This is a genomic window from Myxococcales bacterium (assembly GCA_016716835.1).
GTDB lineage: Bacteria > Myxococcota_A > Polyangia > Haliangiales > Haliangiaceae > JADJUW01.
Window position 1 is genome coordinate 1 of sequence record JADJUW010000001.1, and the last position, 13,944, is coordinate 13,944.

At 59.3% G+C, this 13,944-nt stretch carries 10 protein-coding genes; all 10 read left to right on the top strand.

Features of this window, described 5'->3' with window-relative positions; translation table 11 throughout:
- Positions 1 to 84: 84 nt before the first annotated feature.
- Positions 85 to 732, top strand: coding sequence for a hypothetical protein (locus IPL79_00005; protein ID MBK9069383.1), 648 nt, complete (start codon positions 85 to 87; stop codon positions 730 to 732).
- The gene (locus IPL79_00010; protein ID MBK9069384.1) at positions 653 to 2,374 is read left to right on the top strand and encodes a hypothetical protein; all 1,722 of its coding nucleotides are present in this window, start codon (positions 653 to 655) and stop codon (positions 2,372 to 2,374) included. The genes IPL79_00005 and IPL79_00010 overlap by 80 nt, the downstream gene beginning before the upstream one ends.
- 511 nt (positions 2,375 to 2,885) lie before the next feature.
- Positions 2,886 to 3,758, top strand: a complete 873-nt coding sequence (locus IPL79_00015; protein MBK9069385.1) for a hypothetical protein — start codon at positions 2,886 to 2,888, stop codon at positions 3,756 to 3,758.
- Between the two features lie 31 nt (positions 3,759 to 3,789).
- Positions 3,790 to 5,484, top strand: coding sequence for a BREX-2 system phosphatase PglZ (pglZ, locus tag IPL79_00020; GenBank protein MBK9069386.1), 1,695 nt, complete (start codon positions 3,790 to 3,792; stop codon positions 5,482 to 5,484).
- On the top strand, positions 5,481 to 6,854 hold the full coding sequence (brxD, locus tag IPL79_00025; protein MBK9069387.1) for a BREX system ATP-binding protein BrxD: 1,374 nt from the start codon (positions 5,481 to 5,483) through the stop codon (positions 6,852 to 6,854). The genes pglZ and brxD overlap by 4 nt, the downstream gene beginning before the upstream one ends.
- A gap of 2 nt (positions 6,855 to 6,856) precedes the next feature.
- On the top strand, positions 6,857 to 9,307 hold the full coding sequence (locus tag IPL79_00030; GenBank protein ID MBK9069388.1) for a DEAD/DEAH box helicase: 2,451 nt from the start codon (positions 6,857 to 6,859) through the stop codon (positions 9,305 to 9,307).
- Positions 9,308 to 9,350: 43 nt separating this feature from the next.
- Positions 9,351 to 9,611 (top strand): hypothetical protein, encoded by a 261-nt coding sequence (locus IPL79_00035; GenBank protein MBK9069389.1) that lies wholly within the window; start codon positions 9,351 to 9,353, stop codon positions 9,609 to 9,611.
- A gap of 111 nt (positions 9,612 to 9,722) precedes the next feature.
- Positions 9,723 to 11,063 carry a hypothetical protein gene (locus IPL79_00040; GenBank protein ID MBK9069390.1) on the top strand — a complete coding sequence of 447 codons (1,341 nt, stop codon included), beginning with the start codon at positions 9,723 to 9,725 and terminating at the stop codon, positions 11,061 to 11,063.
- An 869-nt stretch (positions 11,064 to 11,932) separates the two neighbouring features.
- Complete coding sequence (locus IPL79_00045; protein MBK9069391.1) at positions 11,933 to 12,892, top strand: hypothetical protein; 960 nt, start codon at positions 11,933 to 11,935, stop codon at positions 12,890 to 12,892.
- On the top strand, positions 12,861 to 13,802 hold the full coding sequence (locus IPL79_00050; protein MBK9069392.1) for a hypothetical protein: 942 nt from the start codon (positions 12,861 to 12,863) through the stop codon (positions 13,800 to 13,802). Before IPL79_00045 ends, IPL79_00050 begins: the two co-directional genes overlap by 32 nt.
- The last annotated feature ends 142 nt before the right edge of the window (positions 13,803 to 13,944 follow it).

Sequence of the window (13,944 nt, forward strand, 5' to 3'; positions counted from 1 at the left end):
GCTGGTGTCGACCCGCGCTGGAGCGAAGGGCCCGCTCGTATTGCTGAGCATGCGAAGTCGCAGGGCTTTGGCGGCGTTGTATTGATGATTGACGAATTCCTGTTGTGGCTTGCTGAAAAGAGCGGCCAGGAATTTGTGGCCGAGATTAATAACCTCAACGTTATCGTCGACCCACAATACCGGCTAGCGCGCGGCGCCGATTTTTGTCTTTTTGTCGCGCGACAGCGAAACCTCCAGGAGTTCTTTCCGGATTTTGTGGATGAGTCGAAGATTCATGAACACCTCGACCACCACTCCAAGCGTTTTGAGATTACAAATCTACAAGACGTCGAGCTGCGCCACATTGGCGAGGCCGCGTGTCGACCCAGGAACGCAGCTGCGGTTCAATTGGCGGTGTCCTCATTGGCCGAGCGCCACCAAAAGGTGTTGCCCGCACTACTTGCAGGCGGCGATATCGAGTATTTGCGCGATGTCTACTCGTTTCACCCAGCGCTCATTGAGATGCTGGTCGATGTTACGTCGCTTATGCAGCGGGAGCGTTCGCGGTTGCGGCTGCTCTACGAACTACTCGTTGTGCACTACCCCAATTTGCCCCTCGGTGAGTTTTTTGCCGGTGGGGTCGGCCTTTGCGGCAATTTTCCCAGAGTCGGGGGTGGAAGCCAGCAAGAAGGTCGACCTGATGCAAGATATTCACCATCAGTACTACTCGCGCCTCGCGCCGTCGATGGCTAGGCTTGCTGAGGAAACCGGTGCAGAGTTCACAGATGAGCGCCGGCGGGCTCTTGATCAATTCGTGAAAACGGTATTGCTGGCGGAGGTGTCCCCACGCTTGAAACAATCCGGCCTTACCATCGAACGCCTAGTGCAGCTCAACGCCGTAGACGTCGAAGGGGAAACGTTCCGTGGCCAAGTGCGCGTCGCTGAGACCGATTTGCTTGCGCTGTCGCAGCGCGTGCCAGATCTTCAGGTTGCTGGCCAAGGTAAGAGTGCGATCGTGCGCTTCATGCTGGGGCGCGTGAGCCTTGGCGAGATTCTTGGACGCGCGAAGTCAAAGGTGGACAACCCGTCTCAGCGATTTAGGGTGTTCTGGGGGGCGATTCGGCAGGCACTTAATTTGGACGGTGTTAAAGGCTTCGAGGAAGGTGGGTCAAATGATGGTGACTTTGACCTTATGTGGCGCCGAACGAAGCGGCGTGGACGCCTAAAGCTCGGGAATGTACGTGAGATGTCTTATGATGACTTTGCGCCGCCAGATGGGGCGTTCAAGGTCCTCATCGATTACCCGTGGGACGAGCCTGGGCACACCGTTGATGAAGATCGGTTGCGCGCCCTGAACGTGCGCAAGAAACAGGGCAATCTGCATACAGTTTGCTGGCTGCCGCGCCACATGAGTCCAACCGAACTTGGAACGCTCACTGAAATTGCCGCGATGCGTTATCTTCTCTCCGAGCCAGGTCAGGAAGATTTGCTTGAGACCCTGGGGCCCCAGGATAAGAGCAAGGTTCTCGACCAAGCGGGCATCCGCGAGAAGACACTGGAGGGCCAGCTCGATGAACTGCTACGAGAGGTCTACGTCCGACACGGTGAGTTCTGTGCGCTCATCTCGGACGTTGACTCGGGCCGCCCTCGCGAAACGATGTTTGAGAACCTTGAGCACATCGCGACGTTGCTGATGGACCGGCGGTATCCGCAGCACCCCACTTTTTCGGCCGAGCCAAAAAAACAAGATCTTGAAGCACTGCTCGAATGGATGGTTGATGCAGGCGACGGGAGCGTTTCAGTACGATACGAAGACAATGTTGGGAAAGCGCTTAGAACGTTAGGTCAGCCGCTAGACCTCGTTAACCTCGGCCAAACCAAAGCGGCGTTACGCCTCGACTCACGCTATTTGAAAGACGTTCTCCAACGCGTGGACCATGACACCGTCGCGTGGACTCCGATTTCTGACCACTTGCGAGAAATGTACGGATTTCAGCCTCTATTGGTGGACCTTTTCTTGTGTTTTCTCTGTCGGCGCGATCATCGTGCGCTACAAGAGGTGGACGGTGAGCTGATTGAGGTTCGCATCGGGATGTCGCAGACTGCGCGCATCCGGCTTCAGCGAGGCAAGCTTGTCAGTGCGGCTGACTGGCATCGCTTACGCGACCTTGGCAATCAACTCTTCGATGAACCGCGCCCTCCTGCAAACCGGTCGCTGCAAGGGCAAGACCGATTTGCGGAAGCTCTGCGAGCGAAAGCCCAGATCAAACGCACGGTTGTTCAGGGGCTCCATTCACGCCTTGTCCATCTAGGTGTCGAACAGGGGCTGCGGCTGGCAGAGCTGTCGACTGCGAACATGCGCTTAGCGCCGCTGGCGCAAAAACACAACCGATAGCAACAAGGTGCTCAGCGAACTGCTAAACGTTTGGCCTGATGACGCTTCGGATGCATTGCACAATTGTGCAGCAAATTGAGAGCCTGCGGATGCCCTTGCCGAACTGGAACGAGCACGCAAGGACAAATCTTACGGCTGGTGTAGGTCATCCCGTTGTCGGAACGGAAGTGAGTGGGCACCTGGGAGCGCCATTAGCCGTTTAGAAGCCGCTCAGGCTGAACAGCCGCTGTCGAAAGACTGGATTTTGACCTGGAACAGGAAGGCGCAGGAATTGATCAAGCGCCTCATCGAGCAGCCCTCAGTCGCAGCAGCCGGTTCTTCCACCGGCTGTTCGTGCCGCAACTCCGGCGGTTTCGCCACCGGTCGCTCCGCGGGCGGTCCTCCTGAAGGCACGTGTAAATCCCAGCGACCCAGACGCCGTTGCGTCGTTCCTTGCCGACGTTCGCAAGTCGTTGGGGCAGCAAGGGAATCGGCCGATTGATGTCGTTCTAGTTCGGTCGGAGGAGATCGAGTGAGTTCTTCGCAGCTATTGCTGCGACGACTTCTCGATCAAGCGGGCGGTGCCAGTGAAACGGGCTACGTGCTGGTCATCGACGGAGAAGGGCTCGAGGACCTTCCCGCGCAGATGCCGACGCCGAAGGGTTCGTACGGTGTGCAGCGCGTCTCATCGGAGCTTGGGCTTCGGCACCTGCTGTGGAAGGCGAAGGGGGCGCCGCTCATCGCTGTCATGCCTGAAGACGTGGCGCGGCGAATTCAGAACGCACCCGATCTGCTTAGGCGTGCACGCAACCAACGCGTGCATGCGCTTTCCGTCAACGACGTACTAGAGGTGGTGCCGGTGTTCCGTGTCGTCGGGGCAGATGCTCCATACATGCAACAATTGGCGCTGGAGAATGTCGAACGACTTGGTTTCGCGATGAGCCATCGCACGCTGCCAACCGTGGTCGATCGCCGTCTTTTGACTGAGCTGCTGGTGGACGTGAGTGTCGGCGAACAGGTGAGGACGCGCAGCGCGGCGCAGTTGCTCTCCTCATGGGTTCAGGAACCACCGCGTTGGACGGACAATATCAGTCAATTAGTCCGCGAAGCCATGCCTGCACTTCATGGCGATGAGGGTCGTCTACTGGCTTGGGCACTTGTCGAGCCGGATGCTAGGCTAAGCGCGCTAGTCGTCTACGGTGCTGTGCTAACGGTTGAAGCTGCTGAACTGCCTAAGCCTGCATGGGTCCGCTGTGGCACAGCAGCCACGCAATCGCCCATTGAGATGGACCGTCGCATTCTGCGGCGTACGGTGGCTCGCCCGGCGGAGGAAACCCTCGCGCTACTCGACGATCGTGGGGCGAGTTGCTGGCAGCAGCGGATCGCGTGGGCCGCGAATGCCTGACCCCTACTCAACTGCAGACCAGCCGAGAGTATTGCCGTTAGCGTTCTCTGACCGCTGCCATACTCTGGCGCAGCAATCTGCTAGCGGTAAGGCTATTAGTGCTGAAGATTTCTCATGGCTCACAAGCCACCGCGCTGCGCGGATGCACCGCGCTGACCTTGCCGTTTTGCAGTCGATGGCACGGATATCCCGCTATCTTGATCAGCCGTTCATGCCGAAGATTGATCTTTTAGATCAGGTGTGCGAGTTCCAACGCGGAGGTGCCTTTGTAGATCTTGCAATGATTCAGCTCCGTCGCGCGTTGGCAAGCAGTGTCCACTATCATGCCGAGGCAAATAAATTGCTCTCGGTCTGTCGCGAACGGCGAGACCGAGAAAATCGGCACTTCGCCGAGACGCTCGCGGGCGGCTACGAAGGCGCACTCCACCGCGAGGGGCTCACGCCGCTTCATCGGATCTGGAAGCGAGCTGTGGCGCCAATCTGGCAATCCGAGCCGGACGCGCGTCTTTTTCTCATTGTGCTCGACGGCTGTAGCTACCCGGTGTTTCTCGAGCTCCTGTACTCGCTCGCCCAGGACAGCACGTTTCCGCTCGGCATCAAGCCCGACGCTAGTGGGCATGTGCGCGGGCTGCCGGCTCTCTCCCCGTTGCCGACGGTTACCAGTCACGCTCGGGGCGCAATCTTCCTTGGCGAATTGCCGCACGATACGCTCGTGGCGGAAACTGTTTTTCGCGAGCAAGATGAAGCCAAGACAGACAAGGCACGGTTCAATCAAAACGCCGCGCTAGGAAGCAAAACGCGGCGTCTGTTCTTGAAGGGGGATCTTGCGGACGGTGGCCAAGGACTGCTCTCCGCCCTCGAAGACAATGCGCTTGCGGTAGTCGGCGTTGTATTTAATGCTGTCGATGATCAGATCGGCTCGTCTAACACCGGCGCGACGGTAAAGATTGCTCCCGAGGACATTACGGCGTTCAAGCCTGCATTGCGCGTCGCGCTGAAGGCAGGAAGGCGAGTGCTCCTTACGGCCGACCACGGTCATAGCCCGTACATCGATAAGTCACTCCGTGCAGGTAACGGTAAGACGCCGCGGTACGTTGCTTTGGCTAAGCACGACCCTGTGCCGGAAGGGTTCATCGAACTTGACCTAGCCGGGCTGGGAGGCCCCCCGGAACGGCGCGCGTTCGCCTGGCGATCAGGTGCCTATCTTGGAGGTCCTCAGGTTGGCTTTCATGGTGGCTGCGGTCTTGAGGAAGTTGTTGTGCCGCTCGCGTGGATCGAGCGCGATGGCTTGCACGCCGATGAGCCACCTTGGTGGTACGGGCGAAGCACATTTAGCGAAGCAAAACCTGAACCGCAGCCGATTCAGCCGCCAATCGTCACGCCAATTCCGACAGACCCAGTACCTCCGAGGCTTAAATCAAAGCCGCAACTCTCGCTCTTTGTTCCAGCTGACAAGGCGGGGTCTCTTCCGCTGCCAGCAGTTCTGCTCGAAAGGCTCAGCGTTGACGAAAAGTCGATTTTGGTACTCCTGCTTGAGACTGGTTCTGCAAGGGCCAGCGAGCTAGCGGAGCGCCTAAATAAAAACCCAGGCCGCTTGAATGGCCTTATGCGCGCCCTCCGTCGCACTCTGCATGCAGAAGGCCATGTCCTTTTTACCGACGAGATTTTGCCAAGTGGTGAGACCATGTACCGCTTTCAATCGAAGACAAAGGAAGGAGGTCGATGATGGCCGTTGTCCCCGAATCTGCCGCGATCGTAAATGCCCTCCGCAGCGGCCTGGTACCTAATTCTGGCCTCGATCACTTTGCGACTGGCCTTGATGCGCTCGTTGAAGCAGTCAATGAAGACCTCGACTTCGTCGCTGGCGGTAAAGGTCTTTCGAAGTGGATTCGCGGGGAGTACGGCACAGGAAAGACGTTCGCCGCCAGGTATCTTTGCGCCAAAGCCCGCGAACGGAAGTTCGCAAGCTCGGAAGTTCAGATCTCGATTAATGACACGCCACTTCATCACTTGGAAACCGTCTATCGTCGCCTCATTGAGAAGCTTGAGACCGCGGCAGACGGGCCAAACGCGTTTCAAGCGATTGTCGAAGCCTGGCTCTACCAAGTTGGCGATGAGGTAACGCGCCTGCGCGGCATAGCCGAGGACGATCCCGGCTTCGCCGAGGCGACCGAACAGCGGCTGGAAGACAAGCTCGCCGACCTCTCTAAGCGCAATCCAGCTTTTGCGCAGGTGCTGCGCGCCTACCACAGTGCGACCCAAGGGCGATTTTGCGACGGCGCAGGGCCTTCTCGCGTGGCTCGCCGGGCAGCCGAATACCGATCGGTCGGTGCTCAAAATGGCGGGAACCAAGGGGAAAGTCGACGGCCAGGCTTCGTTGACGTTTCTAGCAGGGCCTTGCAGCTGCTTCGGCAGTCGGGTTACGCAGGGCTTGTCGTTGTGCTCGATGAAGTCGAGACGGTTCAACGAATGAACTCGCATACGCGGGAGAAGTCTCTAAATGCGCTCCGACAGTTGATGGACATGCTAGCGAAGGAAGATCTCCCTGGGCTCTACCTTGTGATCACTGGTACTCGGGATTTCTTTGAGGGCTATAAAGGACTTAAAGCGCTCGCGCCGCTGCATCAGCGTGTGCAGGTTAACTTCAGTGATGATAGCCGGTTTGATAATCTGAAGGCGCCGCAGGTTCGTCTGATGCCATTTACAGATGAGCGATTGCTAACCGTTGGTACGCGTATATGGGACCTTTACCCCGCAAAGAATCCGGAGCGCCTCGCGGCGCGCGTGGACGACTCGTTCCTGCAGGGGCTCGTGTCGCAGGTAACCGCAGGATTTGGCGGCAAGGTTGCACTTGCTCCACGCCTTTTTTTGCGCGAGCTAATTGATGTCATGGATCGAGTGGACATCCACGAAGCGTATGACCCCAAGGCACACTACAAGCTTGAGCTGGACGACGGCAAGCTTACACCGGAGGAGCTGGCTGCTAAGCATGGTCGGGCTGTGGAGGAGTCCGCAGGTGACGAGGAAGCGCAATCGGAATCAGGCGAAGCTCCAGCGCCGCTGCCGGCTTCGAAGAAGAAACGGCTGGATGGGTAGCAATGGCCGGTCTCGATCGCCTTCATCCGCACCTGCAGCACGCGATTGTCCACGACCTTGGTTGGCGGTCGCTTCGCCCCGTTCAGGAGCTGACAATCGATGCGATTCTGGATGGCTGCAACGCGGTGGTGCTCGCTCCGACAGCGGGGGGGAAAACCGAGGCATCGATTTTTCCCGTTCTTTCGCGAATTCTTTCGGAGAGTCTTAAGCTCGTCTCAGTCCTCTATGTTTGCCCAATCCGAGCACTATTGAACAACCAGGAGGAGAGACTCCGGTCGTATGCGAGAATGGTTGGGCTCGATATCTTTAAGTGGCACGGCGATGTGTCTGATTCGCGCAAGAAGACGTTTCGCGAGGCCCCTGCGCACATTTTAATGACCACTCCCGAGTCGCTCGAAGTAATGATGATTAGCGAGCGCACCGACGCCAAGGCCCTTTTTTCGGGCTTGTCCGTGGTTATCATCGACGAGGTTCACGCCTTTGCCGCCGACGATCGCGGAGCGCACCTGGCGAGTTTGCTCGAACGCCTAGTAGCTCTCACGGGGCGCGATATTCAACGCATTGGTCTTTCGGCAACTGTTGGTAACCCGTACGTAATCGGTGATTGGCTCCGGGGATCGAGCAAACGGCCGTTTTGCCTCGTCGACCCACCAAAGCCCAAAGCCGCGCGCGACTTGCGAGTCGAACTCTGCGCCGACATCGGTGAGGCCGCTATTGCCATTGGGCAGATAGCGCGGGGCAAGAAGAGCCTAGTCTTCGTTGAGAGCCGTTCCAAGGCAGAAAAGGTTGCACACGCACTCCTGGGGACAGGTGTTGAGGTCTTCATTCACCATAGCTCAGTTAGCCGGGCTGATCGCACGCTGGCTGAGGAGCAGTTCGCCAAGGGCCAGAATACAGCAATTGTTTGTACCTCGACGATGGAGTTGGGAATCGACGTTGGTGATCTCGATCTAGTGTTCCAGGTTGACGCGCCCTCGTCGGTCGCTTCATTTCTTCAGCGCCTCGGCCGGACGGGGCGTCGCGCCAATACGCGCGCGAACTGTACCTTCTTCTGCCTCAGCTCGGAGTCATTGCTTCAGTCCGTGGCGCTCCTTAGACTCGCCGAAGCGGGCTGGGTAGAGGACGTCCTGCCCGCCTCGCATGCAATGCACGTGCTCGCACATCAGGTCATGGCGCTCATTCTCCAAGAGGGTGGCATTTCCAGGCACAATCTAATGCCTTGGGTTGCAGCTGCGTATCCATTCTCTTCGGTGCGGGGCCAGCGCGTTGCCGAGCTGATCGACACGATGCTAGCTCGCGAAATTCTTTACGAGGCTGACGGGCTTTTGTCGCTAGGCACTCGAGGTGAGAAGCTCTACGGAAAGAAGAATTTTTTCGAACTCTACGCGGTTTTTACAGCACCTCCGGTGATGCGTGTTCAGCACGGGAAGGAAGATGTTGGCTATATTCAAGCGCTCTTCATAACGATGCACGACGCCACCAAGGGGCCGCTTTGCTTCCGGCTCTCTGGGCGCGCATGGGAGGTGGGACAAATTGACTGGTCTAAGGGAGTGCTTCATGTGCGCCCGGCAGAACACGGACGTGTCCCGAGCTGGCTTGGGCTTCCAGGGGTGCTTTCGAACGCGCTCTGTCAAGGCATGATGGACGTTCTGATCCACGAGAAGCAGGAGGGCTTATGGCTTAGCAAGGCCGCCGCTGCCGAGCTAGCTGCTATGAGGGAGAGCTACGAGGGCCTGCTGCAGGAAGGCACCGCACCTTTGGAGGAGAATTCAGACGGTGTGCAGTGGCAAACGTTTGCCGGCGGGGCGGTAAATCGGCTACTCGCAGCGGAACTTGAACAGCTGACAGGGAAAAAAAGGGTGTCAGGGAATCTCTCGCTCCGCTGCAAAGATATCGCGTTCACTGTTGCGGGCGACGCGATTCGCTCGCTGGCGGGTATGAATTGGGAGCAGGTTGCAGCTGGCGCTGCCCGGGGCATGGCGCGCGGAATTATCAGCAAGTTTCAGCCTTGCCTCTCTGAAGAAGCCGAAGACCGGCTGCTCTCCGAGCGCCTTCTTGACCAGCCCGGCACGCTTCGCTTTCTCGCAGCAGTGAAGGTTAATGGCACGCGAATCGCGGCGCGGCCTACCGGTACGCGCCTTGGCGACATTGAAGCGGTGGGGCCGGTTCCCTTGCAGCTCGCACCGCGCATCGAGACCGGCGTTGCTGCCGCGCTCAAGAACGAAGTGGAATGGGTGGACTCGCCGGCGGGTCTGCTCACCGTGTGCGAGGCGCTGCGCGATACCGCCGTCGTTGGCGTAGCCGTTGAGACCACGCTTGACCTCGGCGCCTTGTGTTTGCTTCCAGATAGCAACGCCCACGAGTACCTTCCTTATCGATCCGCTGGCCGTTGGAGATCTCAATCCTATCGTCAAGTTACTGAACGGTTCAGCACCACTAAAGGTCATGCATGACAGCCGACTTGTGGGGCGTGCGCTCGCTGCATTGGGCGTGTCGATGAGCGACATCTTCTCCACAATGGACGCTTCTGCCCACGCACACGGCGCTGAAGCGCTCGGCGGCCACAACCTCGCGATGGTCTGCAAACGCGAGCTAGGCGTTTCACTCGACCAGGTGGAAGATACCTCCAACTGGAGCCGCCGCCCCCTCGGTGCTGACCAGTTGCACCGCGCGGCACGCGATGTTGAGGTGCTGATTGCGCTGTATGAGCGGCTCAAGGACGTTGGTGTCAAGGCTGATGTGGGAGGCGGTGGTTGATGTCTAGAAACACGTTTGGCTTCCGGCGAGTCCTAAAGCAGCACGGGTACAAGTATTGCGTTAGCAAATGGCAGCGGCCCGCGGGCGTTTTCGCCAGCGTGAGGCTCGGAAATGGCGACATCGATCGAATTTGAAACGGGGTGGGTGTTACCCCCGAAGCCCATTGGGGGGCTCGACCACCTCGGGGTGCAGGCGCCGTGCACCGCCTTGTACGCTGAGCTTCTTCCAGGTATCACCAACGTTACCGACCGTGCGCGGTACTATGCCTTCCATCCGTGGCTGATTTGGCAATTTGACCGGAGGTACCCCGAACAACGTCAGTCGCGTGACGCCTTCGCGCGGGTGATTCGGCGCGCCGAGTGCATGTTCGTGTTGATTGCTATCCGCCACAGTCGAGGCTCCGAGGACCAAGACCCCGAGCGTCATGATGCAGGGCTTGTTGGGCGCCAAGAGCTGCAGAAGGTTCAAGGCGACGTAGTTGACCTGGATGACTTTGCCGGCTTCGAGGCGCCGCGCCGCTATTTTAAAAATCGACTGGGTGGCCTTGGCCAGTACTACTTCGGGCCGCTGCGCGACTTGCGGATCTTGGATGCGACGGGCAAAGGCCGAATTTCCGTGCCCGGTTATGATCAGGAGCGAGGCGTCGACCTGGCGACCGCGTTTGATGAAGGGGTCGATGCGGACCGCTTTTTCGCTGTGCTTGAGGCCCCGACGGTGAGCACGGCGGACCTCGATGCGCTTGCCTCTGTCTGCCCATGCCATCTCGCAACCAACGCCAAGGAGCGCGAAGCCCTGCGCAATATCTTTCTTGCGCGATCGCCTAGCTTTCGTCTCCGGGGCGGCGAGCGCAGACGGTCGTCGCTCGGGTTAACATTGGAGCTGATTGCTCATGATGTGGCCCGTCACCCAACGCTCGACTTCGAGGAGGCGTTTCGCGTCGCCTGCTACACCGGCACGCTCCCTACTGGGACGGGCTGGTCGCCCCCAAAGCCGCTGGTGGCGGCAATGCGCGGCTGGGGCACCTATCATCGCAATGAGTTGTTCTCTGTCGCCTTGCAAGGCTTATTCGCGGCGGTCCTCGATTCCATCGTTCAGCAGCGCCTAAGCAAGATTGCGACGAGCGCCGAGGCTGGCCCCATCGCGCAGGGACTATGTGGTGACCTCGGTGGCGAACTCCTAGCACAACGACTCGACGTGGCAATCGATTATCAGTCACGCGGCCTTCCAGGGCTTGAGGATTGGCAAAACCACGCGCATGAGATTCAGCTCGGTTGGCGCTGCACGGCCTCGCCCGGCCAATCAGGTCCGAAGGATCGAGCGGTTACGTCGGTGACGCTGTTGCTAGCACTCGCGGCGCGCGGCCTTCCCGACGACCCTTATTGTGACTTCGAGCTCGATCCTGACTACTTTGATCGCAGGAACTGCATCTGCTCTCGTTCAAACACCAGTTAGAAGGGGCATGGGCCAACCTAACAGTGAGCGAGTGGATCGCGTGGCTCGCGGTTCACTGGGGTATCGAGCGCCACTTGCGAGTCGCACTGCGGAAGCTGCGGGCACAACAACAAGATACGTTTCGCATTCGACCACTAGAGAACGGGCTCCACGTCGTCGATGTTCCCCAGCCGGCTTTCACGGTGCCTCGGGTTGAGCGGGCGTTGCAGATCTTGCGCGACATAGGCTTAATCGAGCCTGCGGAAGGTGGTGGCCTTGTTCTTTCGCAGGAGGGCGGATTCGAGCTCAGGAGTATTTGTGGCTGAAGAGGCAACCGGTGTTTCGCTATTTGACCAGCTAGGCGAATCCGGTTTCCGTGCCTCGATCATTACGACGTATGCTTGCTACCTGCCGTTCTACGAGCAGGTCGTGCTTCGCCGGTTGGTCGCTGCAGGGTGCACGCACAATCTCGTCTTTGTGGATGCTGGTCGCCTAGGGGAGGTGCTGGCGGCTCCGGAGCAACGGCCTCGGCTGGCCGGCACGGCTTACACGTTGATTCCAGTTAAGTGCAGCGGCGCATTTCACCCCAAGCTTGTGCTCCAAATCGGGCCAAAGAAGGGGGCGTTGCTCGTAGGCAGCCACAACCTGACGCTTTCTGGGTTCGGGCTTAATGATGAGCTCACGAGCGTGTTTCGCGCGGAAGGGCCAAATCTTCGAGCGGGCGTGGCGCCGTTTCTGGGTGCACGGGACTTTATGCGCGCTTTCCTTCCCGCACAGGTGCCGGAGGTTGAGCACGCGTTTGAGGCGGTTTTCGCGGGGCACCATGGCTCAGCGCGCCCGCTCGTGATGGGAATCCACCACGCGAACTCGTTACGTCGACAGGTGAGGCTGTGTCGCTTTGGGACCAGATTCGGAGCGCGGTGCCCGCCGGCGTGACAAGGGCGCTGGTGGTATCGCCCTTCTTTGATGGATCTCTCGAATTTTTGCAACGCCTCCTCGATGACGTGCGACCGGAGCGCCTAACCGTGGCCATCGATCCGTCATCTGTCGTGATTCCACGCGACGCGTCTGCGCGCTTGCCAGGAGTGCGCTTCGTGAATATTGCAGGAAGATCTCTTGTGCCAACGACGCGAAGGCGTGAAGGCGCCTCGCGGTACATGCACGCGAAGGCGTTGTGGTTCGAGTCGCCCCAAGGGGAACTCCTCGTGACGGGCAGTGCCAACGCGAGCGCGCCGGCGTTCTTGCTCAGCGCCGGGCGCCGCAATGCCGAGGCGGTAGTCATCGACGCGACGCCAGGAGTGGGCGCCGCCCTGGGGCTGAACGCCTTTTCCGATGCGCCAGAAATGTCATCTGGTGAATGGGAAAATGTGGAAATCGTCGAGGCACCCGGTACGACGAAACGTGAAGTACGCACCGTACTGCTGGCGACACCTACTGAGCGTGGGTTCGTTCTTTCGGGACCCGTCCCCGAGGACGTCGTGCTAGTTGCCGCCGACCGCGAGAGCCGCGCGCTCGGTGCCGTTGTATTTGACGCTCGGACACCGGCGGCGTGCGTTCTCGTGCCTTCCGGAGCTGCCGAGCAGACTGTGTTCTTGTTCGGAGATAGTGCGATGGGGCGAATCATTGCGGTTGTCCACCGGCCGGCTGAGATCACCCGCCACGCGGCCACTGACAGCCGTAACGCGCTGAAGCAGGCGCTCGGGGCGCTAGAAGACGACCCATCTCAGATCTCAGCATTACTTCGGGTGACCGAAAAGGTGATCTTTGATGCACTTGACGGCGTTGTAAGCACGAACCCGGATGTGATGCGGGGCAGGGGTGAGCGCGATGATCAACTTCCAGCACGCTGAGTTGTCGACCCTTGCCATCGTAGCACAAGGCAGACCGACCGCCAGCAAGCGTCTTGCGCGGGGCGACTTGGCCTACCTGCTGGACGCGCTCATCAGTCGCCTCGGGGACGGGCTTGCCCCATCGGGTTCTACGCGGCCAATTGAAGAAGAGATCGGTGCTGATCACGAGCACGGAGGTGAACTCGGAAACGCACATGGGGTAGCGATTGATTTAGGCGCAGTCGCGAAGGGATGTCGAAGCAAAACAAAGAAGCTCGTGAAGCGAATGCTTGCAAGGCTGGAGAAGGCGAACGCGCCAGGTGAAGCGCACCGCGCGGTGGTTCAGCTCGCCGCTGTGGCGGGCGTGCTTAGGGCGCTCGCTCTACTCGAGCGGGGACCCGAGTGGCGCCGCGCGGGACATCGGCTTGTTGACTCGGGTGACCTGTATAAACTTGCAGATAGTGCAGCTATCGCGCTGCTGGCCCGCGGGGAGGGGCTTCTCGCCCAAGCGCAGCGGGAAGTTGGTTCTTCCTTTGAGGAGATGAGCTCGACCGTTGGGCTCGTCGCGACCTTAATGTACTTGTGCGGTATCGACGCGACAGCCCGACCGCCGCAGGGGGAACGCGGTGATGAGCCGCTAGATGCGCGCGACCACTGGGAAAAGGTTCAAGCGTTCGTCACGCTTGCGCCTGCGCTGGCGCTCGATCTAGATGCCCAGACTATCTTGGCACAGAGCCTTGAGCGGTTCGTTGCGCATGGCAGTTGGCTTTTCGAGCATCTTGCGATCGCCGCGGCGCTCGCGACGCTCGAGACCGCGGCGCCTCAGAACGCGGATGAAAATCGGTGGCCTGAGCAAGGCGACTTGGTCGTGGTTCCGGCGAGCTTTATCCCGCGGCTTAGGGTAATCCTTGATGTCCTGCCGGGCGCCTGATGGACCGAAGGTCGTCGTCGCAGACTGTTTGAATGAAACTGGGGAGCGCGTGTTCGTCGCGCGCCGCGTCGTCACTATTTCGATGGGCGATCTTGTTGGAGCAAAGAGCGTCTTGGGCCGGTGAGGGCGCTCCCCGCGTGAG